Below are 23742 nucleotides of genomic sequence, written 5' to 3'. Positions count from 1 at the left end.
CCCGCTCCGTCAATCGTTCTGCTTGAGCGACCCGACGCCCGACGGGCCGGGACATCACATCTCGTGCAGGACATGCGCTGCCTTTACCGCCGCCGACGCGCGGTTTTCGACGCCGAGCTTTACATAGATCTGCTCGAGGTGCTTGTTGACCGTGCGGGCCGAGAGGCCCAGAATCTCGCCGATATCACGGTTGGCCTTGCCTTTTGCGATCCAGAGAAGCACCTCGGACTCCCGTTGGGTCAGGGAAAAACGCTGCCGCAGCACCTCGTCGTTGGCGCGCTGGTTATTTGCCGTCAGGCGGAAGAGGTATTCGTCCGGCCCGATCGTTCCAAGGAAGGCGAGGTTGAGCACATCCTGGCCGCCGTGCGCGACAGAGATGGGGCTTTCCCGCACGGATGCAGTGCGGTTCTTCATCCAGCCCGCGATCGTACCGATGACCGTATCCATGCCGTCGTCGCTGCCCATGGCCGCGTTGACCAGGCGGGTAGCCTGCGGCGTCGACCAATGGATGTTGCCGTCGCCCTTGACCGCGAGCAGGTGGCGACCGGCGGCATCGAGCGCGACGCGCGCGCTCTGGGCCGAACGGGCGTTTCTCAGGTGGACGCCGATGCGCGCGCGCAGCTCGTCGATGTTGATCGGTTTCGTGAGGTAGTCGACCCCGCCGGATTCAAGCGCGTGAACGACGTGCTCTGTCTCCGTCAGCCCGGTCATGAAGATGACGGGTATCTGGCTGATGGCAGCGTTTGCCTTCAACCTGCGGCAGGTCTCGAAACCGTCCATCGACGGCATGACGGCGTCGAGCAGGATCAGGTCGGGGGTGATGCGTTCGACGATGTTGAGCGCGGCCGAGCCGGAGGTGGCGATCAGTACGGAGAATCCGGATTGCTCCAACGCATCGGTCAGAAATCCCAGTGCATCCGGCGAGTCATCCACCAGCAGAACGATATCGCGCGGAAGCTCAGCCAAGGGACTCTACCTTTTCGTCAAAGCGGTGCAGGACGTTCATGAAGCCGTTGAGATCGAATGCGGCGACATAGGAGCGAAGTTCTTCGGTAAATGGCTGATTTGCCTCTACCTTGGCAAGGTCCGCGAGCTTTGCCTCGATGCCCCTGATGTAGCCGATCTCGGCCAGCCGCAGCAGTTCCTGCACGTGGGCGACTCCCGGGCTTTGCAGGCGCTGCGTCGCCTTGACGGGCGGCGCGGGCATGGCCTCGGCGTAGATCCATTTAAGGCCGAGATGCAAGGCGAGCTTGTCGCGCAGCTGCCTGATATCGACGGGCTTGCCAATCGCGTCGTTGTGGCTGTCGTCGCTGCCGCTGTGGGCAGCGGCATCGCCGATGTTTGCCGACAGCATCACAATGGGCGACGCCTGCCCAGCCTCGCGCAGGCGAGAGACGAGCTGCCAGCCGTTCATGCCGGGCATGGATATGTCGACCAGGAAGAGGTCGGGCTGGATGCCTTCGATCAAGGTCAGGCAGTCGGTGCCACCGGCCGCGGTCAGCACGACGAAGTCGAGGGGGGCGAGGATTTCCCGCATCATCTCGCGGTGATCCTCGTTGTCGTCGACGATGACGATCGTTCGCCGAGGACCGTCGTAGCTGGCGATCTTCTTTTCCTGGGGCGGTGGCGCCATTTCGCGCAGGACGGCGGACAGCATCAGCCTGACGCGGAACGTGGAGCCCTTGTCTCTCTCGCTCGTCGCGGAGATCTCGCCACCAAGCGTGTTGGTCAGCAGCTGGGTGATGGTGAGGCCGAGGCCGAGACCTGGCATCGGCCGTATGTTCTCCGCCTCTCCGCGCTGAAACGGTTCGTAGATGCGGCTCAAGTCTTTCTCGGCGATGCCGCGACCGGTGTCCGATACCGTGAAAGTGGCAACCTGGCTGCGATAGCCGACCTCGAAACTGACGCTGCCTTCGTCGGTGAACTTGATGGCATTGGAGAGCAGGTTGACGAGGATCTGACGTAGACGCTTCTCGTCGGTGCGCACGAACTGCGGCAGGGCAGGTGCCCGTACATGGTTGAAGGCAAGACCCTTGGCCTGGGCCTGTGGCCGGAACATGTCGACCACCTGGTCGAGAAAATCCTGGATGTTGATCTCGTTCGAATAGACCTGCAGTCGGCCGGCTTCGATCTTGGAGATATCCAGCAGGCCATCGATCAGGCCGGAGAGATGTTCGGCGCTGCGGCGAATGACCTTGATCGAGGATTGACGCGGAGTGGGGATCGTCTCGTCGCGTTCGAGGATCTGCGCGTATCCCAGCACAGCGTTCAATGGCGTGCGCAGTTCGTGGCTGAGGCCGACGACGTAGCGGCTCTTGGCGCGGTTGGCTGCTTCGGCGGTTTCCTTTGCGTTCTGAAGTGCCGCATCGGTCTTCTTGTGGGCGGCGATTTCCTTCAGCAGAAGCGTGTTCTGGCGCGACGATTCTTCCTCGGCCACGACGCGGCTGTCGTGCGCCAGAACGTAGAACCAGCACACCACGCCGGCGATGACGGCGAAGACGAAGAAAACGATCAGGATCGTACCGTTGACGACTTCGGCGGTCGCGGGGGAAGCGGAGGATACCTGATGCGCAATCATGGCGAGGATGGCGCCGACGGCGGTCAGCGCGAGCACCACGGCGATGCCGTAGCGACCGAGGCGCGTGGTCAGCTTCTCGATAACTGATTCCGGCAGCACCGCCTTTGCCACCGTGCCGACCTGGGCATTGAAGCGCGCCTTCGGCTTGCACATGTCGTGGCAACGGCTGTCGAGCGAACAACACAACGAACAAATGGGGGCGGCGTAAGCCGGGCACCATGCCATGTCCTCCGGCTCGAAGGGATGCTCGCAGACAGAACAGGTTATGTTCGTCAGGTTCTTCCAGCTGTGGCGCGGCTTGCGGGCCAGATAGAACCTGCCCTTGGTGCCCCAGGCGATCAGCGGCGAGGCGGTCAGGGCAACCACCAGCGTGATATAGGGGGCGAGCGATGCGGCGACCGTGCCGAAGGCGCCGAAATGGGCGATCAGCGCGATCGTCGCCGACAGCGTCATCGCACCGAGGCCGACGGGGTTGATGTCGTAGAGATGGGCGCGCTTGAACTCGATGCCTGGAGGAGCAAGGCCGAGCGGCTTGTTGATGAAGAGGTCGGCCGAGATCGTGCAGAGCCACGCCATGGCGACGATCGAGAAGATACCGAGCGTTTCTTCGAGCAGCCTGTAGATGCCGAGTTCCATGAGGAGGAGGGCAATCGCCACGTTGAAGACCAGCCAGATGACGCGGCCGGGGTGGCTGTGGGTGAGGCGCGAGAAGAAGTTCGACCAGGCGAGCGAGCCCGCATAGGCGTTCATGACATTGATCTTCAGCTGCGAGATGACCACGAAGGCCGCCATCAGCAGCAGGGCGGCATTGTGCGAAGGGATCATGTAGCCGAAGGCGGTCAGGTACATCTGCGCCGGGTCGGCCGCGCGGTCGACGGGGACGCCCGAGGCGAAGGTGAGGACGACGAGGAAGGAGCCGGCGAGCAGCTTCGGCGCACCGATGATCACCCAACCGGGGCCGGCGAGGAAGACGGCAAGGCGGTGACGCCACTTGGTCGGTTTCTCCGGCGGAAGGAAGCGCAGGAAGTCGGCCTGTTCACCGATCTGCGACATCAGCGCCAGGATGACGGCGGAGGCGGCGCCGAACTCGACGAGGTCGAAGGGTGCGATCGTGCCCGGCGGACCGGAGGCGTGCCGGATGCCGGCGAAGGCGCGCCAGAGGTCGAATTTCTCCCAGTCCGAAAAGGCGATGAAGATGAAGGGCAGGACGTTGAGGACGATCCAGAAGGGCTGGGTGAGGAGCTGGAAGCGGCTGATCAGCCGAACGCCGTGCGTGACCAGCGGAATGACCATGACCGCGCTGATGATATAGCCGATCCACAGCGGAATGCCGAGCGTCAGCTCCAGCGCGCCGGACATGATCGACGCTTCGATTGCAAACAGCATGAAGGTGAAGCTGGCATAGATCAGCGACGTAATCGTCGAGCCGATGTAGCCGAAGCTGGCGCCGCGCGTCAGAAGGTCGATATCGACGCCGTGGCGGATGGCATAGCGGCTGATCGGCAGGCCGATCGCGAGCATGGCGATGCTGGCGACGACGATGGCAAAGAAGGCGTTGGTCGTGCCGTAGGAGAGCGTGATCGCGCCGCCGATGGCTTCAAGCGCGAGGAAGGAAATGGCGCCGATCGCCGTTTGCGAGATGCGTTGTGAGGAAAACTGCCGCGCGCTTTTGGCGGTGAAACGGAGCGCGTAGTCCTCCAGCGTCTGGTTGGCGACCCAGCGATTGTATTCCCGTCTCACCGGGATGATGCGTTGCCGCGCTGCCATGCGTGTGTATTGGCCCCTATGTTCCCCTTGTGACACGTTCGTAACATGGATCGGCACGGTTCTTAAGAGTGCGCTGCAACGCAAAACTGCACATTTCGCCCCGTCTCCTACGTCATATTACGTATACGCTTTCGCAGTGCAGCACCGGATAGTCCCCTAAGCAACAGTTAACTTCCGTTTTCGGTCTGTTGCCGAACAAGAAGAGGGGATCAACCAGATGAATCTGAGATCATACGTTTCAGGCGCCGTTCTCGGTGCCGTCATGTCGGCTTCGGCCGCATTCCATGGAGCCGTTGCGGCTGACGACACCATCAAGGTCGGCGTTCTTCATTCGCTGTCCGGCACGATGGCGATTTCCGAAACGACGCTGAAAGACGCCATGCTGATGCTCATCGACGAGCAGAACAAGAAGGGCGGCCTTCTCGGCAAGAAGCTCGAGGCCGTCGTCGTCGACCCGGCATCCGACTGGCCGCTGTTTGCCGAAAAGGCACGCGAGCTGATCGAAAAGGACAAGGTCGCTGCCGTATTCGGTTGCTGGACGTCGTCCTCGCGCAAGTCGGTCCTGCCTGTTTTCGAAGAGCTGAACTCGATCCTGTTCTACCCGGTTCAGTACGAAGGCGAAGAATCTTCGCGCAACATCTTCTACACCGGTGCCGCTCCGAACCAGCAGGCCATCCCGGCCGTCGACTACCTGATGGAGAAGGAAGGCGTTAAGCGCTTCGTGCTCGAGGGTACCGACTACGTCTATCCGCGCACCACCAACAAGATCCTGGAAGCCTACCTGATCGCCAAGGGTATTCCCAAGGAAGACATCATCATCAACTACACGCCCTTCGGCTTCTCCGATTGGCAGACGGAAGTTTCCAAGATCAAGGAATTCGGCGCGGCCGGCAAGAAGACCGCCGTCGTCTCCACCATCAACGGTGACGCCAACGTTCCGTTCTACAAGGAACTCGGCAACCAGGGCGTCAAGGCAACCGACATTCCTGTGGTCGCCTTCTCCGTCGGCGAAGAAGAACTCGCCGGTCTCGACACCAAGCCGCTCGTCGGCCACCTCGCCGCCTGGAACTACTTCGAGTCGGTTGAAAGCCCGGCCAACAAGAAGTTCATCAAGGAATGGCACGCCTACACCAAGAACGACAAGCGGGTGACCAACGACCCCATGGAAGCAGCCTATATCGGCTTCAACGCCTGGGTTAAGGCTGTCCAGGCTGCCGGTACGACGGACACGGACAAGGTTCTCGACACGATTGTCGGCACCACCGTTCCGAACCTGTCGGGCGGCTATGCGACGGTCATGCCGAACCACCACATCACCAAGCCGGTTCTCATCGGTGAAATCCAGGGCGACGGCCAGTTCGAAATCGTTCAGCAGACGCCTGCTGTCGTCGGCGACGAATGGTCGGACTACCTCCCGGACTCCAAGGATCTGATCTCCGATTGGCGCAAGCCCATGAACTGCGGCAACTTCAATGTTGCCACGGGCAAGTGCGGCGGCAAGGGCTCCTGAGTGCGAACCCCGTCACTTAGATAGCCTGAATCAGCTTCCGTCCGGCCCTCCTGTCCGGGCGGAAGTTCCATCTCTCCGAAGTGCAGCCTTGATGCTTCGGACGGCGCACGGTCCCACGTTGCGGAATCGAAGCCGACTTGAAGGCATATTTTTCCCGATTGCGCCGGAAGGCCAACGATAACCGAGGCAAGAAAGCCGATGTATCGCGCCATCAAGATTTTGCTTCTGACGCTCTGCCTGGCAATGCCGGCCTTTGCGACAGTCCTTAAAGCACAGGAAGACATTCACCCCCTTATCGATGCTCTTGGCGTGGGCGATTTCCCCGAGCGCGAGGCGGCCATCAAGGCGCTTGTCGCATCCAAGAATCCCAAGGTCAGCCACATCCTGCAGCTGCTCAGCGACGGCCAGCTCTACGTCAATCCGGACGGAGGCCCGGTTCTCCTGCAGGGCGGTACTGATGACGAGCCCACCTATTCCGATCCGATCAGCGGCGAAGCCGCCAGCGACGTGGATCCCGACCTCATGTCCAAGGTCAAGATCAACAATTCGCTGCGCGGCGTCATCAGCTCCGCGATGAGCCAGCTGACGCTGCTGAGCCCGGACCGCGGCGCGCGGCTTGCCGCTGCCCAGGGCCTCCTCAGGGATGCCGATCCGGCCAATCTCGATTTGCTGAATTCCGCCCTCGCAGGTGAGAAGGACGCCGACGTCAAGAACACAATGGAAGCAGCCCGCGCCGTGATGATGCTGAAGAGCGACGTCAGCGCCGAGGACAAGAAGTCAGCCATCGACACGATCGCAGCCCGCGGAGGGCGCAACGCGCTGACCATCCTGACGACGGCCATGGATACCGCGCCGGACGACCTCAAGGGCGAGATCCAGACGCATATCAATTCGATCAACCGCAGCCTTGCGCTGTGGGACGTGGTGCAGAACGTCTGGTATGGCCTTTCGCTCGGCTCGGTGCTGCTGCTCGCGGCCATCGGCCTCGCCATCACTTTCGGGGTCATGGGCGTGATCAACATGGCGCATGGCGAGATGGTGATGATCGGCGCCTACACCACTTATGTCGTGCAGGAGTACATCACCTCGACCTTCCCAGGGCTTGCTACCTATTCGCTGGCTTTCGCCGTTCCCGCCGCCTTCCTGTTTACCGGCCTGGTCGGCCTGGTGATCGAGCGCTCCGTTATCCGTTATCTCTACGGTCGTCCACTTGAGACGCTGCTGGCAACCTGGGGCGTGTCGCTGATCCTTCAGCAGGCCGTCCGCTCCATCTTCGGGCCGACAAACCGCGAGGTCCGCAATCCGAGCTGGATGTCAGGTGCCTTTGAGCTTGGCGGTCTGTCGATCACCTGGAACCGTCTGTGGATCATCGTTTTCTCGATGGCTGTCTTCGTGACGCTCCTCATGCTGCTCAAGCGCTCCGCCTTCGGGCTGCAGATGCGCGCCGTGACGCAGAACCGCCGCATGGCCTCCTCGATGGGTATTCGCACCGGCTGGGTCGATGCCTTCACCTTCGCGCTCGGTTCCGGCATTGCCGGGATGGCGGGCGTGGCGCTCTCCCAGATCGACAACGTCTCGCCCAACCTCGGCCAGAGCTACATCATCGACAGCTTCATGGTCGTGGTGTTCGGCGGGGTCGGCAATCTCTGGGGCACGCTGGTCGGCGCTCTTTCGCTCGGCGTCGTCAACAAGTTCCTCGAACCCTTCGCCGGCGCCGTGCTTGGCAAGATCCTGGTGCTCGTTCTCATCATTCTCTTCATCCAGAAGCGGCCGCGCGGGCTCTTCGCACTCAAAGGAAGGGCGGTGGAAGCATGATTACGGCCTTCCTTCTCCGGTCTCTCGATCGCAAGATCGTCGTTGCACTCATCCTCCTCCTGGCGATCGCCGTGCTGGTGCCCGTTCTCAACCTGATGACGGCCCCGAGCAACCCGCTGCACGTCCCCACCTACATCATGTCGCTGTTCGGCAAGTACCTGACCTACGCGCTGCTGGCGCTGGCGCTCGATCTTGTCTGGGGCTTCTGCGGCATCCTCTCGCTCGGCCACGGCGCCTTCTTCGCGCTCGGCGGTTATGCGATGGGGATGTATCTGATGCGCCAGATCGGCGCGCGCGGAAGCTACGGCGATCCGATCCTGCCCGACTTCATGGTGTTCCTGAACTACAAGGCGCTGCCCTGGTTCTGGTACGGCTTCAACCACTTCTGGTTTGCGGCAGCGATGGTGCTTGTCGTGCCCGGCCTGCTTGCCTTCGTGTTCGGGTGGTTCGCGTTCCGCTCGCGCGTCAACGGCGTCTATCTCTCGATCATCACGCAGGCGATGACCTACGCGCTGTTGCTCGCCTTCTTCCGCAACGACATGGGATTCGGCGGCAACAACGGTCTTACCGATTTCAAGGATATCGTCGGCTACAACATTCAGGCGGATGGTACGCGCGCCGCCCTGTTTTCCGCGACAGCGCTTTTCCTGGCGCTCTCGCTGCTCCTGGCCTCCGCGATCGTGCGCTCGAAGTTCGGCAAGGTGCTGGTCGGCGTTCGCGATGCGGAAAGCCGCACGCGCTTCCTCGGCTACCGCGTCGAGCATTTCAAGCTCTTCACCTTCGTCGTCTCGGCGATGATGGCGGGGATTGCCGGCGCTCTCTATGTGCCGCAGGTCGGTATCATCAATCCGGGCGAGTTCGCTCCGGCCAACTCCATCGAAGTCGTCATCTGGACCGCCGTCGGCGGGCGTTCGACGCTGATCGGGCCGATCATCGGTGCCATCCTCGTCAATGGCGGCAAGTCTATCTTCACCGGCCTCTTCCCTGAATTCTGGCTCTTTGCGCTTGGCGGCCTCTTCGTCGCCGTGACCATATTCCTGCCAAAGGGGATCGTCGGCACGCTCGGCCAGTACATGGGCAAACGCAAGCCGGTCTCCAGCGATGCCTCGCCTGCCAAGCAGGAAGACGGCATCGACGCAAAAATCCAGGCTGCGGAGTGAGCGCCATGATCCCCGACGTCAAACCCAACAGCGTGCTCTACCTCAACAACGTCTCGGTCTCCTTCGACGGCTTCAAGGCGCTGAATTCGCTCTCGATCGTCATCGAGCCGGGCGAACTGCGCGCCATCATCGGCCCCAACGGCGCCGGCAAAACGACGATGATGGATATCATCACCGGCAAGACCCGGCCGGATGCCGGCGAGGTGTTCTTCAACGGTCAGACCGATCTGACAAAGCTTGACGAGGCCGACATCGCGCAGCTCGGCATCGGCCGCAAATTCCAGAAGCCGACGGTCTTCGAAAGCCACACGGTATGGGATAATCTGGAGCTGGCGCTGAACCGCAAGCGGGGCGTTTTTCCGACGCTTTTCTACCGGTTGTCGGCGGCGGACCGCGAGCGCATCGTTGAGATCCTCGAAACTGTCAGACTCACGCAGCGTCGCGACGACCTCGCGGCCAATTTGTCACACGGCCAGAAGCAGTGGCTGGAGATCGGAATGCTGCTTGCCCAGGAGCCGAAGCTGCTTCTCGTCGACGAGCCTGTTGCCGGCATGACGGATGCGGAGACCTCGGAGACGGCTATCCTGCTCAAGGAGATCGCCAAGACGCGTTCCGTCGTCGTGGTCGAGCACGACATGGGCTTCATCCGCGACCTCGGCGTCAAGGTGACCTGCCTTGCGGAAGGGTCCGTGCTTGCCGAAGGGTCTATCGATTTCGTGAGCTCCGATCCGAGGGTGATCGAAAACTATTTGGGGCGCTGAGATGCTGACAGTCGAAAACGTAAACCTGCACTACGGCGCCGCCCAGGCGCTTCGCGGCATCTCGATCACGGCCGAGATGGGCAAGATCACATGCGTGCTGGGGCGTAACGGCGTGGGGAAGAGTTCTCTTCTGCGCGCCGTTACCGGCCAGCACCCGTTGTCCGGCGGGACCGTCGCATTCAACGATACGAAGCTCAACGGCCTGCCGCCCTATGCAAGGGCCAAGCAGGGGATCGGCTACGTGCCCCAGGGCCGGGAGATCTTTCCATTGCTGACCGTCAAGGAAAACCTGGAGACGGGATTTGCACCGCTCGGGCGGCGCGACAAAAATATTCCCGACGATATCTTCAGCCTCTTCCCAGTGCTGCAAACCATGCTGGGACGCCGCGGCGGCGACCTCTCGGGCGGGCAGCAACAGCAACTGGCGATCGGCCGGGCCATGGTCACGCGGCCGAAAATCCTCGTCCTCGACGAGCCGACGGAGGGCATCCAGCCGTCGATCATCAAGGATATCGGCCGGGCGATCCGCTACCTGCGCGACAGCACCGGCATGGCGATCCTGCTGGTCGAACAGTATCTCGATTTTTGCCGGGAGCTTGCCGACTACGTCTACATCATGGACCGGGGCGAGATCGTGCACGAGGGACTGGCCGAGACGCTGGATACGCCCGAGGCACGCCGTCACCTGACCGTCTGATCGCGCGGGCGGCAATTGCCGCTTTTCAAGGCAAATCGGTCTGCGTGTTTCGGCGTGGATCGGTTGCGTGGCTGCTCTTGCGAGCGGCATAAGAATTGCTTGCTTTCAATCGGTTGCAGGATTGAACGAGAACAGCCGGGCAAACCGGAGGGACGGCGAGGGGATGGAATGACGAACGCTGCCGCAGCCACGAGGCCGCAGAGGGCCGAGGGACGAGGGCATCTGGCTGCGACCGCGCTTGGCGGACGCACGCGCATCCGGGAACTCTACCAGGAGGGCGCTGCCAAGATCCGGCTGCCGGATACGTTCGACGCTTCCATGGAGGCTGTCATCATCAATACTGCCGGCGGCCTGACGGGCGGCGATCGGATGAACTGGAGCGTCGCCGCCGGCCCCGACACGCGCATCGACGTGACCACCCAGGCCTGCGAAAAGATCTACAAGGCGTCAACCGGAACGGCCGAGGTAACGACGTCGATCAAGGTCGGCGCCCATGCGCGCGTCGACTGGCTGCCGCAGGAAACCATTCTGTTCGACCGCTCGTCGCTGTTCCGCAGGCTCGATGTCGAACTTGGCGAGGGTGCGGAGTTCCTCGCGGTCGAAGCCGTCCTGCTCGGCCGCAAGGCGATGGGTGAGGCGGTGGAGACCGGTCTGTTCCGCGACCGCTGGCGCATCCGGAATGCAGGCAAGCTCTGCCACGCAGAAGACCTTTGCCTTTCGGGAAAGGTCTCCGCGCTGGCCGGCGGACAGGCGATCCTCGGCGGCAAGGTTGCGTTCGCGACACTGCTCTACATCGGGCCGTCGGCAGAGGCCTATCTCGGCACCGTGCGACCCTTGGTCGACGGCCATATGGGCGGCGCCAGCACCTGGGACGGGAAGCTCGTCGTCCGGCTTGCGGCCTCCGATGGCTTCGCTCTCAGAAAAATCCTGATCCCGATCATTTCCGCCTTGCGCAACGGGGCGCCTGTGCCGAAAGTCTGGAATCTATAGTTCAAGCAGATGGATGCACGATGAACCTCACACCGAGAGAAAAAGACAAGCTGTTGATTTCCATGGCGGCTATCGTCGCCCGGCGGCGGCTGGAACGTGGCGTCAAGCTCAACTATCCCGAGGCAATCGCGCTCATTTCCGATTTCGTCGTGGAGGGTGCGCGGGACGGCCGCCCGGTCGCCGAGTTGATGGAGGCCGGTGCCCACGTCGTCGGACGCGACCAGGTGATGGAAGGCATTGCGGAGATGATCCACGACGTACAGGTCGAGGCGACGTTTCCCGACGGAACGAAGCTCGTCACCGTGCACGAACCCATCCGCTGAGATCGACATGCTGGAGCTCCGACCCAACTGCGAGTGCTGCGACAAGGACCTGCCACCCGATAGCCGCGAGGCCATGATGTGCACGTTCGAATGCACGTTCTGCGCGGGTTGCGCCGATGGCGTCCTGCGCGGCACCTGCCCGAATTGCGGCGGCGAGCTGGTGAGCCGGCCCGTGCGTCCGGCTGCGATGCTTGTCAAATACCCTGCATCGACGAAACGTGTCCTGAAGGCCGAGGGCTGTGTGCCCCGCACGGCCGCGTGAGGAGAAGACCATGATCCCAGGCGAAATCATTGCCGCGAGCGGCGACATCGAATTGAACGCCGGCGCGCCGACGATCACGCTCGAGGTGTCGAACACGGGCGACCGCCCGGTGCAGGTTGGCAGCCACTATCACTTTGGCGAAACCAATGCCGGTCTCTCCTTCGACCGCGAGAAGGCACACGGCATGCGGCTGGATATTCCCGCCGGGACCGCGGTGCGCTTCGAGCCGGGGCAGACGCGCTCGGTGACGCTCATTCCGCTCTCCGGCAAGCGCGAGGTCTACGGCTTCCGCCAGCTCGTCATGGGCAAGCTCTAAAGAGAATACCCGGAGGGTACGATGCGCCTTGAAATGCACTTTGCCGCGGGGATCTGTGCGCTGCTTCTTGCCGGCAGCGCGAGCGCGCAGGAGGTCGATTGCAAAAAACCGACGACGCAGTCCGACATGACATTCTGCGAGAGCGCACGTCAGGACGCGGCCGACAAGGCACTGAACGTCCAGTACAAGAAGACGCGTGCCGCCATGGGCGCTTTGGACGCTGACCTGGATGGGGACATGAAGGGCGCCGAGAAGGCACTGGTCACGGCGCAACGCGCCTGGATCGCGTATCGGGATGCGGAATGCGAGGCGCGGGGGTTTCAGGCGCGCGGCGGCACCATGGAGCCGATGCTGGTTGCGGGATGCATCGCCGATGTGACCGATGCGCGAACCAAAGAGCTGAAAACGCTCGAAGATGCGATGAGCAACTGAGGTGGCGAAGTCTATCATGATCATCGGCAATGGAGACATCGGGGAGACGGGAGCTGCCGCGGTGGCTGCAGCCGACTTCGTCATCCGGTTCAACGAGTGCCGATCGTATGCGGCGAGCCCCGGCCGCACGGACGTCGTTGCAGTCTGCAATACAGGGCGCCCAGCCAAGGCGATGCTCGGATCCCCGGAATGGGCCGAGCATCCCGCCGTGCGCGCGGCGACGGCCATCTGGAGCGTTCGCGACCCCGAAAAATTCGCTGCCCTTCGCGCGCCGCTTGCCGCCTCCCATCCGGAGCTCGACGATTTCTGTGACGACTATACGAGTCAATTCAATGATTTCTGCGGCGATGCTGGCAAGGCGCATGTGGTTGTTGACAAACTGATTCATGAAAGCGTCGACGCTGCGCTGGCGGCGTTCGACCCCGCTCAGTACGTCGTGCCGAGCAGCGGCCTGATCGTGATTGCAGACGTCATGAACAAATTTCCGGGTGTTCACATCTCGCTTGCCGGCTTCGGCCATGCGGGCTGGGAGTGGCATCCCTTTGCTGCCGAAAGGCAGCTCGTCGACAGTTATGTCGCTGCGGGCCGCATTACGCGGTTTCCGGCGGTTGCCTCCCTTTCTTCCTCCCAAGGAGCCTGACATATGCCTTACAAGATTTCACGCGCCGCTTATGCCGGCATGTTCGGCCCAACTGTCGGCGACAAGGTCCGGCTTGCCGATACGGAACTCTTCATCGAGATAGAGAAGGACTTCACGACCTACGGGGAAGAGGTGAAGTTCGGAGGCGGCAAGGTCATTCGGGACGGCATGGGGCAGAGCCAGGCGACGAGGGCGGCAGGTGCGGTGGATACCGTCATAACCAACGTGGTCATCATCGATCATACGGGTATCGTGAAGGCGGATATCGGCCTCAAGGACGGCCGTATCGCTGCGATCGGGAAAGCCGGCAACCCGGACACGCAGCCGTGCGTCAACATCATCGTCGGGCCATCGACCGAGGCCATTGCCGGCGAGGGCAAGATTATCACCGCGGGTGGAATGGATGCGCATATCCACTACATCTGCCCCCAGCAGATCGAAGAAGCGCTGATGTCGGGCGTTACCTGCATGCTGGGCGGCGGCACGGGTCCGGCGCATGGCACGCTCGCCACCACCTGCACCGGAGCCTGGCACATCGAGCGGATGATCGAGAGCTTCGATGGCTTTCCGATGAACCTCGCGCTTGCCGGCAAGGGCAATGCCTCGCTGCCCGCAGCACTTGAAGAAATGGTGCTCGCCGGCGCTTCGTCGCTGAAACTGCACGAGGACTGGGGCACCACCCCGGCTGCGATCGACTGCTGCCTTTCGGTGGCCGACGCATACGATATCCAGGTGATGATCCATACCGATACGCTGAACGAGAGCGGCTTCGTCGAAGATACGATCGGCGCGCTCAAGGGCCGCACGATCCATGCCTTCCACACGGAAGGCGCCGGTGGCGGTCACGCGCCGGATATCATCAAGATCTGCGGCCAGTCGAACGTCATCCCGTCTTCCACCAATCCGACCCGGCCCTATACGGTCAACACCATCGCCGAGCATCTCGACATGCTCATGGTCTGCCATCACCTGTCGTCATCGATCCCGGAAGATATCGCCTTCGCCGAAAGCCGCATCCGCAAGGAGACGATCGCCGCCGAGGACATCCTGCACGATATCGGCGCATTCTCGATCATCTCGTCCGACAGCCAGGCCATGGGCCGCGTCGGCGAAGTGGCGATCCGCACCTGGCAGACGGCGGACAAGATGAAACGTCAGCGCGGTCGGCTGAAGGAAGAAAAGGGCGAAAACGACAACTTTCGTGTGCGCCGCTACATCGCCAAGTACACGATCAATCCGGCCATCGCCCAGGGCCTCAGCCATGAGATCGGCTCGATCGAGGTGGGCAAGCGGGCCGACCTCGTGCTCTGGTCGCCTGCGTTTTTCGGCGTGAAGCCCGAGATGGTCCTGCTCGGCGGCTCGATTGCGGCAGCACCGATGGGCGACCCGAATGCTTCGATCCCGACGCCTCAGCCGATGCACTACCGGCCGATGTTTGCCGCCTACGGCAAGCTGCGCACCAATTCTTCGGTTACCTTCGTCTCGCAGGCGTCGCTTGACGCGGGATTGCAGCAGAGGCTCGGCGTCGCCAAGACGCTGCTGGCCGTCAAGAACACCCGCGGCGGCATCTCCAAGGCGTCGATGATCCACAACAATCTCACCCCTCATATCGAGGTTGATCCCGAGACCTACGAGGTCCGCGCCGATGGAGAACTCCTGACCTGCGAGCCCGCCACGGTACTGCCGATGGCGCAGCGGTATTTTCTGTTTTAGGCGATGCAGGGGGCTGGCGCGTATGCGCCAGTCTCGCCTCGCACACCACGTTCAGCGAAATCCTCTTAAAGTTGTTATTTCACGGAATTGTGTTCCACCTTGGGGCGGTGCGTCCGCAATGAAACAACAGGAAAAACTGATTCTGAAAATACATTTTAAATCAGTCACTTGAGCTTTCGTGCTGGGAATTTGATTCCGCTCTGGAACCGTAGCGTTTTCAGTCATCTTTCCGCTGAAGATCAATTCACCGAACTCGTTCGAATCTTAGCGATTCACTTAAGAACTCGGCAGCGGTTGATATCTAATCAATGTGCTTGGCGCTGGGCAAGAAGGTCGATTCGGATGAAAATTTCACTCCAGGCAGAGCTTGGCGATTTTCAGAATCGCCGTACGATTTACACGTTTGCCCTCAAGATGAGCTTTCTTGCGGTGATGCTTTCATCGGCTGCAATCGCTGTGCTTCTGCCACTCTTGGATCTGCTGGGCATGCTGCCGGTCTCGCTTGCGCAGGCTGTCGTCTACGGCGTCGCACTTTCCTGGTTGGTCGGCTGGACGGTCTCCGGAACGCTTGCGTTGCTGGCCGGCAACGCCATGCACCAACTCAGCGTTTCGCGCGCCCAATTTGAGCAATTGAGCCGCACCGACACGTTGTCCGGGCTTCTTAACCGACGTGCATTTACCAAGGCCCTGGACGATGTCCGCGATGGAGCCTGTCTTGCGATCTTCGACGTGGACCGGTTCAAGGCCATCAACGACCGGTTTGGGCACGCCTGCGGAGATGCGGTGATCGTTGCCGTATCGTCCGCGCTCGCCTCGTCGTTTGGAGACGGTTCTGTTGCGGCACGGCTCGGCGGGGAAGAATTCGGAGCGATCGTCGTCGGCGCGCTTCAGGAGGAGCGCGTCGCGCAAGTCCGATTGGTCTGCGCACAGCTCGCCGAACTGCCGATCGTCGTCGATGGATGTGCGGTGAATATTACGGTCTCCGCCGGCATCGCCGAGTTCGCCGAAGGCCGGACCAAGGAAGCCGTCTACTCCGCCGCCGACAAGGCGCTTTACCTCGCCAAGGCGCTTGGCCGCAACCGCGTGGTGCATGAGGACGAAGGCCTGCATCACAAACGACGGCGGCAACTGGCGGAAAAAAGCCAGAGCGCCCAAGCGATCGAGATCGACTACGCCACGGTCGTGAAGAATGCAGGATAGAGGCGTTTGCGATGCTTTGACGCTTGCATAGCGAAGGCCTATTTTGCATGGTCAGGGTCTCAATCGAAATGGACATGTCATGCAGCACGTTACCTCCTATCTTCCAGCCGGCACGCCGTCTTCCAACCCCACCGGCAAGGTCGTTCTGCCGCATGATCTGAGGCACCTGCGCCGCAAGCTCCTGCATCTCGAAAACGGCGACATGGTCATGCTCGACCTCAAGGAGCCCGTTCTTTTCGCCAGTGGCGACATGTTGTTGCTGGAGGACGGGGAACTGATCGAAATCGTTGCTGCGGACGAGAAGCTCTTCGAGATCAAGGGGAAGGATCGGGTGCATCTGATCGAGCTCGCCTGGCATCTTGGCAACCGGCATCTCGGAGCGCAGATCGAGGACGAGCGCATCCTGATCCTGCGCGACCACGTCATCCGCGCGATGCTGGAGGGACTGGGTGCGACGGTGGCCGAGGTCTCCGAGCCTTTCCAGCCTGCACGCGGCGCGTATCATTCGCACGGCAGCCAGGCGCACGGTCACGATCATGGTCATCACAGCCACTCGCACGACTGAGTTTCCATGACGGACAACGGCGACCTTCAGGCTTTGCTGCGGTTGATGGCGTGGCTATCGCCGGCGTTCCCCGTCGGCTCGTTTGCGTATTCGGGCGGGCTGGAGCGCGCCGTGCATGACGGTCTCGTGCACGATGCGCCATCCTTGGCGAACTGGGCCATGGAATTGGTCTCTCGCGGTGCGGTCTGGAACGATGCCGTTCTTCTGGCCGAAAGTCACCGCGTCCACCGCGAAGCCTCCTTGCTCGTAGCGGTCGCCGAACTTGCCGAGGCGCTTGCCGGTTCGCGCGAGCGGCATCAGGAAACGATGCTGCTCGGAGATGCGTTTCTCACGGCAGCGCGCGCCTGGCCGAACGCCGTGTTCGACCGGCTGCCGCGGTCCGTTGCCTATCCGGTCGCGATCGGCGCCGTAGCGGGTGCACATGGTGTTGCCTCCGAAAGGGCAATCGCCGCCTTCCTTCATGCCTACGTCTCACAAGCCGTTTCGGCCGGCATCCGACTGGGTGTCGCAGGTCAGAAGGATGGCGTGCTAATCCTTGCCGGCCTCGAGGAACATATCGCAGCGATGGCACCGCGTGCTGCCGCGTCGACACTGGACGATCTGGGCTCTGCGACCATCCAGGCAGACATCATGTCGCTTCGTCACGAGACCCAGTCGACGCGATTGTTCCGATCGTGAGGACGTCCGTACGGAAGGGCTGGCGTCGCGTCGCTGCCCTGCGTCATTTGCCGGTGGCCGCATTTCGGCCGCCGCGCTATCATCGTTTTCGATTGGAGTTCAGAACATGAAATCAGCAAACGGGCCTTTGCGGGTCGGGATCGGGGGGCCGGTCGGCTCCGGCAAGACGGCACTGACCGAGAAGCTCTGCAAGGCGATGCGCGACGAGTATTCGGTCGCCGTCGTCACCAACGACATCTATACGACGGAGGATGCCGAGGCGCTGATGCGCATGCAGGCGCTGCCGTCGGACCGTATCGTGGGGGTCGAGACCGGCGGCTGCCCGCATACCGCCATTCGCGAGGATGCGACGATCAACCTGCAGGCGATTGCCGGGCTCAACGAGCGCATCCCGGATCTCGACGTCGTCTTCATCGAGTCGGGCGGGGACAACCTGGCTGCCACCTTTTCTCCCGATCTTGCCGATATCACGATCTACGTGATCTCCGTCTGCCAGGGCGAGGAAATCCCCCGCAAGGGTGGGCCGGGCATCACGAAGTCGGATCTGCTCGTCATCAACAAGAAAGATCTTGCGCCCTATGTCGGGGCTGATCTCGATGTCATGGACCGTGATGCGACGCGCATGCGCCAAGCGCGACCGTTCGTGTTTTCCGACATGAAGCGCGGCGATGGCGTCGGCTCGATCGTGAGTTTTCTCAAGGAGCACGGCGGTCTCTGATCCGCCAGATTGGATCCTTGCAAAGAATGGCGTCGGGGCAAAGATTTTTGCACGCGCCCTTGACAGAAAGTTTGCTTGCTGCGATTTCTATCCTTGCAAAGAAAATTGCAAGGACGGTGAATGTCGATTCTTGAACGCATCAAAACCCATTCATCCAAGCTGACCGATTCCGATCAGAAGATCATCGCCGTGCTCATGGAAAATCGGGCAGAGGTTGCTTTCCTATCGGGTCCGCAGCTTGCACAACGTGCGCAGGTCCATGAAGCGGGAGCAACCCGGCTCGCGCAGAAGCTCGGCTTCAAGGGGTTTCCGGACCTGCGGTCGCAATTGCAGCGCGAGGTACTCGAAGGCCAGGACGCCGCGAACCGGATGCGCCGATCTGTATCCAAGGTTGAACACGGGGCCTTCCTTGCAGATCTTATTCACGCAGAAATGTCCGCGCTCGAAACATTGTCGCGATCGATTTCGCAGGAGGAAATCAACAAAGCTGCCGACATGATTTTCGGTGGGCGACGGGTGTTTGTGTTCGGCCAGGGGCATGCCCTTTCGGTTGCCACTTTCCTGCAGCGTCGCCTCGACCGTTTCGGCATGACGACGATCACATTGACCGGGCGAGGGCGCGATATCGCGGAGCGAATGGGGAGCATGGAGGCTGGAGACGTGGTCGTCGCGCTGGCATTCCGCAAGCAGCCGCAGAGCTACGCGCCGCTGCTTCGTCATGCCATGCGCGTCGGGGCTCGCACAGTCCTGATTTCGGATCTCGCCGGGCCGACAATGGATCCGCAGGCGGAGTTGATGCTCGCCGCGCCACGGGGGCGGTCGGGGAGTGAATTTCAGACGCCGACGGTCCCATTCGCGATCGTGAATGGCATCGTACTTACTATCGCAGGCCGCCATGAACGGGAAATCATCGGTAGGCTTGAGAATCTGTCGGAGCTGTTTAACGACTTCGACTGAAGGAGGAGGATAAAATGGGAGGAGATTTTATGCATAAATTTTTCAAGGCTGCCATTGTGACGGGATTGTTCGCACTACCGGCGGCAGGACAAGCGAACGACCTTGATGCGATCAAGCCGGAGCAATTGCTGCCACTGGCCCAGAAGGAGGGCAGCGTTACCATCTTTTCGCTGTCGAGTCGGATTGCCAAGGTCGAGAAAGCGTTTGAGGAGAAGTATCCGGGCATCGATTTCATCGGGCTCGATATGAGTTCGACCAAGCAGATTGCCCGGCTTGAAGCCGAGCAACAGGCGGGTGTCCATGCTGTCGATGTTCTCTACATTGCCGATACGCCAGTCGTGCTGGAAAAGCTCGTGTCGAAGGGAGCGGTTACGAACTATGTGCCGCCCAGGGTCGCCGATGAGATCGCCAGTCAGTATCAAGCGCCGCTGCTGGCTCACCGCCTGTCGACCAAAGTGCTGATGTACAACGAGAAAGCCTTTCCCAATGGGTCGCCTGTGACCAATCTCTGGCAGCTCACCATGCCTGAATGGAAGGGCAAGGTGCTGATGGTCGATCCGTCGCTGCGAGGCGAGCTGCTCGACCTCCTGACGGAAATCGTCCTGCGTCCCAGCGAAATGGCTGCGGCATACAAGGCGCAGTTCGGCAAAGATATCGCGGTCGATGCCGACCTTCAGGGTGCAGGCGAGCAATTCGTCAAAGACCTGTTCGCCAACGATCTTATTCTGGTTCCCAACAGCGACGTCCTAAACAAGTCGGTCGGCGACGTGAAGGCCAAGCAGCCGCCGGTGGGCTTCGGAACCTATTCGGACCGCCGTGACAACGAGAAGGAAGGTTGGGCGCTCCAAGTTGCAAAAGACGTCGAGCCGGCCAACGGCATTCTCTTCCCCGCCGTTCTGGCAATACCTGCTAAGGCTCCGCACCCCGCCGCAGCCCGACTGCTGATCGACTTCATGTTCGGCGACGACAGTCCCTCGGGCGGACCGGCATACAAGCCGTTCGATGTGCCAGGCGACTATGCCACGCGCGAAACGATCAGCGACAACCCCGACTCCGTCAAGCTGGAAGAGCTCGACGCATGGACGATCAATCCCGCGAAGACAGCAATGGCGCGCCATCGCGTGGCCGACCTGATCATCACCTTGCAGTAGTCTCGGACGCCGACCCGACATCAACAGCGTGTCGGCGCTCCCCGGAGTTTTTCAATGTCATCCCCATCCATATCCATGCCGTCGGGCAGCTGGCTGTTCCGAAGCAGCCTCCTCATGCCCGCCATTTTGATCGCGATCTGCACGCTTCTCGTCGTTGCGCCGCTGCTTCGCATTCTGACGTCGACTTTGACGCCGGAAGGTCTCGCTGCCTGGCAGGCGGTTCTCTTCAGCCCCCTGTCGATGAACCTCTGGTGGCGGCCGCTCCTGAATACCATGCTGCTCGGCTTCGGTGTCGCCGCAGGATGTCTGCTGCTCGGCGGCTTTCTTGCCTGGCTCGTTGTACTGACCGACGTTCCGGGCCGTCGTCTGCTGGGGTTGGTGGGGACATTGCCTTACATGATCCCCAGTTTCGCCGCCGCCCTTGCCTGGGGGACGCTGTTCCGGAATTCCAGACTCGGTGGTTCGGTCGGCTTCTTCGAGGCCAACGGGATTGCTATTCCCGACTGGCTTGCCTGGGGTATCGTCCCGGCGATGATCGTCCTGATCGCGCACTACTACTCGTTGGCCTACACCATCATCGCAGCAGCGCTCAGTTCAGTCGGCGCGGATATGGTCGAGGCCGGCCAGATGGCCGGTGCACGGAGATCGCGCATCTTCTTCGGTATTATCCTGCCGGTTGTCGCGCCGGCTCTGGTCGCAGCCTCCTCGCTCACCTTTGCGGGAGCTGTCGCGAACTTTGCAGCTCCGGCTTTGCTCGGCCTGCCGGTTCGAATGCAGACCTTGTCGACACGCCTGTTCGGCCTGATCGAGACAGGTCAGCAGGAACGCGGCTTTGTGCTTGCCCTGCTGCTTATCGTCGTCTCGGCCACGTTGCTGTGGCTTTCCGACCGGATCGTCTCGGGCCGCAAGGCTTTCGTTACCGTCACGGGAAAAGGGGGGCGTACTAAACGATTTCCACTTGGCCCGTGGCGTTGGCCGCTGTTCGCCATTGCAGCGTCGATAGGTTTCATGACGACGGTTGCGCCAATTCTGGTGCTGGGTGCATCGAGCTTTGCGCCTCAGAGTGGCGCGCTGTTTTCGAACTGGACCCTGTCCTTCTGGATCGGGGAGGGCGGCGGCGAGATCGCGCAAGGTCAGGCGGGCATCTTCCGTAACCCTGTGCTGCTCGAAGCGCTCTGGAATACCATCCGGCTTGGTATCGTTGTCGCGATAACGACGATGCTTCTGGGGCTGGCGCTTGCCTATACGATCGTACAGCGACGTGGCAGCCTCCTCGCAAAAGTGCTCAGCCAGCTCGCCTTCACTCCGTTGCTTGTTCCGAGCATCGCCTTTGCCGCCGCCTACATCGCACTCTACGGAGCGCCCATTGGCCCGCTCCCTTCGCTGTATGGCACCTTCCTTCTGCTGGTGCTCGCAGCGTCGGCGCATAATCTGCCGTTTGCCGTTCAGTCCGGGCGATCTGTTCTCGGCCAGATTTCTGCCGATATCGAGGAAAGTGCCCGCCTCACCGGCGCAGGTCCCTTGCGCCGGCTGGCGGTCATCACGTTCCCCCTCGCAATTCGTGGGTTGGGTGCGGGCGCCATCCTTGTGTTCGTCAAAATGGTCAGGGATCTGTCGCTGGTCGTACTGCTCTTTACCTCGACATCACCAGTGCTCAGCATGGTCGCCTATCGCTATGCGGCAGAAGGTTTCATGCAGTTTGCGAACGCAATCACGCTCATCATCCTGGTAGTATGCCTTGCCGCATCCGTTCTCGCGGAGCTTCTTCAGAGCCGCGTCCAAAAGTGGAAACAATCATGATCAACGCGCCGATCGACGTGAACATAGCTATTCAGATCAAGAACCTCGTCAAGCGTTTCGGGTCCTTTACCGCTGTATCCGACATCAACCTGTCTGTTCCCACTGGGGCCTTCCTCGTGCTTGTGGGACCGTCCGGATGCGGAAAATCGACCCTTCTGCGGATGCTGGCCGGTCTTGAGGCACCAACGGAAGGAGAGATCAATTTCGTCGGGAAGACGGTATCGAGCGGTACAGGCGGCATTGTCGCGGACGCGGGGTCGCGCAATGCGGGTCTGGTTTTTCAAAGCTACGCACTCTGGCCCCATATGACAGTCGCAGGAAACATCGCCTGGCCGCTGAAAGTTGCCAGGTGGTCGAAGGAGCAACGCGACGCCCGCGTGCGCGAGGTACTGTCTCTGCTTGGTATAGAGGTGCTCGCCGATCGATATCCCGCTGAGATTTCAGGCGGACAGCAACAGCGGGTCGCTATTGCCCGTACCATCGCCCCGAGACCCGGTATTCTTCTCTTTGACGAGCCGTTGTCCAACCTCGATGCCAAGCTGCGCATCGAGATGCGCAGCGAACTGATGCGGATTCACCGCGCGACTAAAGCGACCTCCGTCTACGTAACCCATGATCAGGTCGAAGCGATGACGATGGCGACCCATGTTGCTGTTCTTAACGGCGGCAGCGTCGAGCAGTTCGGAAGGCCCGCCGACCTTCTGCGCGCACCGGAAACCGCCTTCGTCGCAACCTTTCTCGGAACACCGCCGGCCAACCTGATCCCCGTTAGGCGGCAGGTGGATCACTTCGCCTTTGCGGGAAGCACCATGGTCGATGCCAGCCTGGCTCCGGCTCTCGCCGAGGCGCAGCTTTTGTACCGCGCTGAGGATGTGGCCGTCGGCAAGGTCGATGGCGCGCCTTCGGTCGTTGCCCGCTTTGCCGAGGCCGCGCCGATCGCTGGCCAGACAATGGTGACGGCCGTGATCGACGGCCTGCGGGTCACTGCCATGGCACAGGGCCATTATTCTGCGGTACCAGGAGACCCGGTGACACTTTCATTCATACGCCGGCCGGATGCCGTTTTTTCTCTCGATGGCCACAGGATCAACTGATGCGGCTCATTCTTCTTCGTCACGGTGAAACCCTCTGGAACGCGCAGCAGCGCCTTCAGGGACAGGATAATTCCGAACTCTCGGAACGCGGTATCGAGCAGGCTCGCCGCTTTCGCGCTTATGCCCGTGCGCTGTCACCAGCTCACGTCATATCGTCCGATCTCGGACGTACGCGTCAGACTGTTGCATTGATCGGTCATCCGAACGCCCCTTCGGATGCGAGGCTGCGGGAGCTCGATATGGGAGAGTGGACGGGCCGGACAAAGGCCGAACTGCTCGAGCAGCGACCCGAAGACTACAAAGCCTGGCGCGCGGGCACCTACACCCCGGACAGGGGCGAAGCATGGTGGGTCTTTCGTAAGAGGATCTCCGATGGAGTCCGTCACTGGCTGGCGAAAGCCGAGGGCGATCTGCTGGCGGTGGTGCATGGTGGGGTGATCAGGGCGGCCTGCCACGAGTTTCTCGACCTTCCGCCGTCGCGCGTCATTCCGGTAACGCCAGGAACGGCCACGATCCTGTATTTTTCCTCCCCCGACGCCGCGACCGCCCAGCTTGAAGGCTACAATATCGGCTCCGTGGCGCCCGATGTGTCCGTCGCGGACTAAGGCTCGCCCG

Annotated in this window: 23 protein-coding genes; 21 read left to right on the top strand and 2 right to left on the bottom strand. The window is 61.4% G+C overall.

Going from position 1 to position 23742, the window contains the following annotated elements; translation table 11 throughout:
* Nucleotides 1–54 precede the first annotated feature (54 nt).
* Together ASC97_RS30880 and ASC97_RS30875 are read right to left on the bottom strand one after the other, a co-directional pair.
* Nucleotides 55–966 (bottom strand): response regulator transcription factor, encoded by a 912-nt coding sequence (locus ASC97_RS30880; RefSeq protein WP_057472148.1) that lies wholly within the window; start codon nt 964–966, stop codon nt 55–57.
* Nucleotides 959–4345, bottom strand: coding sequence for a hybrid sensor histidine kinase/response regulator (locus ASC97_RS30875; RefSeq protein ID WP_057472147.1), 3387 nt, complete (start codon nt 4343–4345; stop codon nt 959–961). The genes ASC97_RS30880 and ASC97_RS30875 overlap by 8 nt, the downstream gene beginning before the upstream one ends.
* Nucleotides 4346–4562: 217 nt before the next feature.
* Here ASC97_RS30875 and urtA point away from each other — a divergent pair, with 217 nt between their 5' ends.
* From urtA to ASC97_RS30770, 21 genes are all read left to right on the top strand, one after another.
* On the top strand, nt 4563–5855 hold the full coding sequence (urtA, locus tag ASC97_RS30870; protein WP_057472146.1) for an urea ABC transporter substrate-binding protein: 1293 nt from the start codon (nt 4563–4565) through the stop codon (nt 5853–5855).
* A 198-nt stretch (nt 5856–6053) separates the two neighbouring features.
* Nucleotides 6054–7670, top strand: coding sequence for an urea ABC transporter permease subunit UrtB (gene urtB, locus ASC97_RS30865; RefSeq protein WP_057472145.1), 1617 nt, complete (start codon nt 6054–6056; stop codon nt 7668–7670).
* Entirely contained in the window at nt 7667–8830 is a 1164-nt protein-coding gene (urtC, locus tag ASC97_RS30860; RefSeq protein WP_057472144.1) for an urea ABC transporter permease subunit UrtC, read from the top strand. Before urtB ends, urtC begins: the two co-directional genes overlap by 4 nt.
* Before the next feature lie 5 nt (nt 8831–8835).
* Nucleotides 8836–9591: an urea ABC transporter ATP-binding protein UrtD gene (gene urtD, locus ASC97_RS30855; protein WP_057472143.1), complete on the top strand. Its 756-nt coding sequence runs from the start codon at nt 8836–8838 to the stop codon at nt 9589–9591.
* A gap of 1 nt (nt 9592) precedes the next feature.
* Nucleotides 9593–10288 carry an urea ABC transporter ATP-binding subunit UrtE gene (gene urtE / locus ASC97_RS30850; RefSeq protein WP_057472142.1) on the top strand — a complete coding sequence of 232 codons (696 nt, stop codon included), beginning with the start codon at nt 9593–9595 and terminating at the stop codon, nt 10286–10288.
* A gap of 168 nt (nt 10289–10456) precedes the next feature.
* On the top strand, nt 10457–11278 hold the full coding sequence (locus ASC97_RS30845; RefSeq protein WP_057472141.1) for an urease accessory protein UreD: 822 nt from the start codon (nt 10457–10459) through the stop codon (nt 11276–11278).
* A gap of 20 nt (nt 11279–11298) precedes the next feature.
* Nucleotides 11299–11601 carry an urease subunit gamma gene (locus tag ASC97_RS30840; RefSeq protein ID WP_057472140.1) on the top strand — a complete coding sequence of 101 codons (303 nt, stop codon included), beginning with the start codon at nt 11299–11301 and terminating at the stop codon, nt 11599–11601.
* Between the two features lie 7 nt (nt 11602–11608).
* Complete coding sequence (locus ASC97_RS30835; RefSeq protein WP_057472139.1) at nt 11609–11863, top strand: DUF1272 domain-containing protein; 255 nt, start codon at nt 11609–11611, stop codon at nt 11861–11863.
* A gap of 10 nt (nt 11864–11873) precedes the next feature.
* Nucleotides 11874–12179 (top strand): urease subunit beta, encoded by a 306-nt coding sequence (locus tag ASC97_RS30830; protein WP_057472138.1) that lies wholly within the window; start codon nt 11874–11876, stop codon nt 12177–12179.
* A 21-nt stretch (nt 12180–12200) separates the two neighbouring features.
* Nucleotides 12201–12611: a lysozyme inhibitor LprI family protein gene (locus ASC97_RS30825; protein WP_057472137.1), complete on the top strand. Its 411-nt coding sequence runs from the start codon at nt 12201–12203 to the stop codon at nt 12609–12611.
* 16 nt (nt 12612–12627) lie between these two features.
* Nucleotides 12628–13251 carry a hypothetical protein gene (locus tag ASC97_RS30820; RefSeq protein ID WP_057472264.1) on the top strand — a complete coding sequence of 208 codons (624 nt, stop codon included), beginning with the start codon at nt 12628–12630 and terminating at the stop codon, nt 13249–13251.
* 3 nt (nt 13252–13254) lie between these two features.
* Nucleotides 13255–14964, top strand: a complete 1710-nt coding sequence (gene ureC, locus ASC97_RS30815; protein WP_057472136.1) for an urease subunit alpha — start codon at nt 13255–13257, stop codon at nt 14962–14964.
* 342 nt (nt 14965–15306) lie between these two features.
* Nucleotides 15307–16164 carry a GGDEF domain-containing protein gene (locus ASC97_RS30810; RefSeq protein WP_057472135.1) on the top strand — a complete coding sequence of 286 codons (858 nt, stop codon included), beginning with the start codon at nt 15307–15309 and terminating at the stop codon, nt 16162–16164.
* A gap of 79 nt (nt 16165–16243) precedes the next feature.
* Entirely contained in the window at nt 16244–16729 is a 486-nt protein-coding gene (gene ureE, locus ASC97_RS30805) for an urease accessory protein UreE (protein ID WP_057472134.1), read from the top strand.
* 6 nt (nt 16730–16735) lie between these two features.
* Nucleotides 16736–17407, top strand: a complete 672-nt coding sequence (locus ASC97_RS30800; RefSeq protein WP_057472133.1) for an urease accessory protein UreF — start codon at nt 16736–16738, stop codon at nt 17405–17407.
* Nucleotides 17408–17513: 106 nt separating this feature from the next.
* A complete protein-coding gene (gene ureG / locus ASC97_RS30795; RefSeq protein ID WP_057472132.1) occupies nt 17514–18125 on the top strand; it encodes an urease accessory protein UreG in 612 nt (203 codons plus the stop codon).
* A gap of 120 nt (nt 18126–18245) precedes the next feature.
* On the top strand, nt 18246–19082 hold the full coding sequence (locus ASC97_RS30790; protein WP_082530237.1) for a MurR/RpiR family transcriptional regulator: 837 nt from the start codon (nt 18246–18248) through the stop codon (nt 19080–19082).
* 29 nt (nt 19083–19111) lie between these two features.
* Nucleotides 19112–20233: an extracellular solute-binding protein gene (locus ASC97_RS30785; RefSeq protein WP_057472131.1), complete on the top strand. Its 1122-nt coding sequence runs from the start codon at nt 19112–19114 to the stop codon at nt 20231–20233.
* Nucleotides 20234–20287: 54 nt separating this feature from the next.
* Complete coding sequence (locus tag ASC97_RS30780) at nt 20288–22033, top strand: ABC transporter permease (RefSeq protein ID WP_057472130.1); 1746 nt, start codon at nt 20288–20290, stop codon at nt 22031–22033.
* Nucleotides 22030–23127: an ABC transporter ATP-binding protein gene (locus ASC97_RS30775; protein ID WP_057472129.1), complete on the top strand. Its 1098-nt coding sequence runs from the start codon at nt 22030–22032 to the stop codon at nt 23125–23127. Before ASC97_RS30780 ends, ASC97_RS30775 begins: the two co-directional genes overlap by 4 nt.
* Complete coding sequence (locus ASC97_RS30770) at nt 23127–23732, top strand: histidine phosphatase family protein (protein WP_057472128.1); 606 nt, start codon at nt 23127–23129, stop codon at nt 23730–23732. The genes ASC97_RS30775 and ASC97_RS30770 overlap by 1 nt, the downstream gene beginning before the upstream one ends.
* The last annotated feature ends 10 nt before the right edge of the window (nt 23733–23742 follow it).

It is taken from the genome of Rhizobium sp. Root1203, from assembly GCF_001424945.1.
Lineage (GTDB): Bacteria > Pseudomonadota > Alphaproteobacteria > Rhizobiales > Rhizobiaceae > Rhizobium.
This window is presented reverse-complemented; position numbering and strand designations above follow the sequence as displayed.

What these genes read in the sequence shown, in the direction of transcription:
- urtA (WP_057472146.1), top strand. Translation starts at nt 4,563, where the DNA reads ATGAATCTGAGATCATACGTTTCAGGCGCCGTTCTCGGTGCCGTCATG.
- ASC97_RS30785 (WP_057472131.1), top strand. Translation starts at nt 19,112, where the DNA reads ATGCATAAATTTTTCAAGGCTGCCATTGTGACGGGATTGTTCGCACTA.
- ASC97_RS30800 (WP_057472133.1), top strand. Translation starts at nt 16,736, where the DNA reads ATGACGGACAACGGCGACCTTCAGGCTTTGCTGCGGTTGATGGCGTGG.
- urtC (WP_057472144.1), top strand. Translation starts at nt 7,667, where the DNA reads ATGATTACGGCCTTCCTTCTCCGGTCTCTCGATCGCAAGATCGTCGTT.
- ureE (WP_057472134.1), top strand. Translation starts at nt 16,244, where the DNA reads ATGCAGCACGTTACCTCCTATCTTCCAGCCGGCACGCCGTCTTCCAAC.
- urtD (WP_057472143.1), top strand. Translation starts at nt 8,836, where the DNA reads ATGATCCCCGACGTCAAACCCAACAGCGTGCTCTACCTCAACAACGTC.
- ureC (WP_057472136.1), top strand. Translation starts at nt 13,255, where the DNA reads ATGCCTTACAAGATTTCACGCGCCGCTTATGCCGGCATGTTCGGCCCA.
- ASC97_RS30840 (WP_057472140.1), top strand. Translation starts at nt 11,299, where the DNA reads ATGAACCTCACACCGAGAGAAAAAGACAAGCTGTTGATTTCCATGGCG.
- ASC97_RS30775 (WP_057472129.1), top strand. Translation starts at nt 22,030, where the DNA reads ATGATCAACGCGCCGATCGACGTGAACATAGCTATTCAGATCAAGAAC.
- ASC97_RS30770 (WP_057472128.1), top strand. Translation starts at nt 23,127, where the DNA reads ATGCGGCTCATTCTTCTTCGTCACGGTGAAACCCTCTGGAACGCGCAG.
- ASC97_RS30790 (WP_082530237.1), top strand. Translation starts at nt 18,246, where the DNA reads ATGTCGATTCTTGAACGCATCAAAACCCATTCATCCAAGCTGACCGAT.
- ASC97_RS30835 (WP_057472139.1), top strand. Translation starts at nt 11,609, where the DNA reads ATGCTGGAGCTCCGACCCAACTGCGAGTGCTGCGACAAGGACCTGCCA.
- ureG (WP_057472132.1), top strand. Translation starts at nt 17,514, where the DNA reads ATGAAATCAGCAAACGGGCCTTTGCGGGTCGGGATCGGGGGGCCGGTC.
- ASC97_RS30845 (WP_057472141.1), top strand. Translation starts at nt 10,457, where the DNA reads ATGACGAACGCTGCCGCAGCCACGAGGCCGCAGAGGGCCGAGGGACGA.
- ASC97_RS30825 (WP_057472137.1), top strand. Translation starts at nt 12,201, where the DNA reads ATGCGCCTTGAAATGCACTTTGCCGCGGGGATCTGTGCGCTGCTTCTT.
- ASC97_RS30780 (WP_057472130.1), top strand. Translation starts at nt 20,288, where the DNA reads ATGTCATCCCCATCCATATCCATGCCGTCGGGCAGCTGGCTGTTCCGA.
- ASC97_RS30830 (WP_057472138.1), top strand. Translation starts at nt 11,874, where the DNA reads ATGATCCCAGGCGAAATCATTGCCGCGAGCGGCGACATCGAATTGAAC.
- ASC97_RS30820 (WP_057472264.1), top strand. Translation starts at nt 12,628, where the DNA reads ATGATCATCGGCAATGGAGACATCGGGGAGACGGGAGCTGCCGCGGTG.
- ASC97_RS30875 (WP_057472147.1), bottom strand. Translation starts at nt 4,345, where the DNA reads ATGGCAGCGCGGCAACGCATCATCCCGGTGAGACGGGAATACAATCGC.
- ASC97_RS30810 (WP_057472135.1), top strand. Translation starts at nt 15,307, where the DNA reads ATGAAAATTTCACTCCAGGCAGAGCTTGGCGATTTTCAGAATCGCCGT.
- urtB (WP_057472145.1), top strand. Translation starts at nt 6,054, where the DNA reads ATGTATCGCGCCATCAAGATTTTGCTTCTGACGCTCTGCCTGGCAATG.
- urtE (WP_057472142.1), top strand. Translation starts at nt 9,593, where the DNA reads ATGCTGACAGTCGAAAACGTAAACCTGCACTACGGCGCCGCCCAGGCG.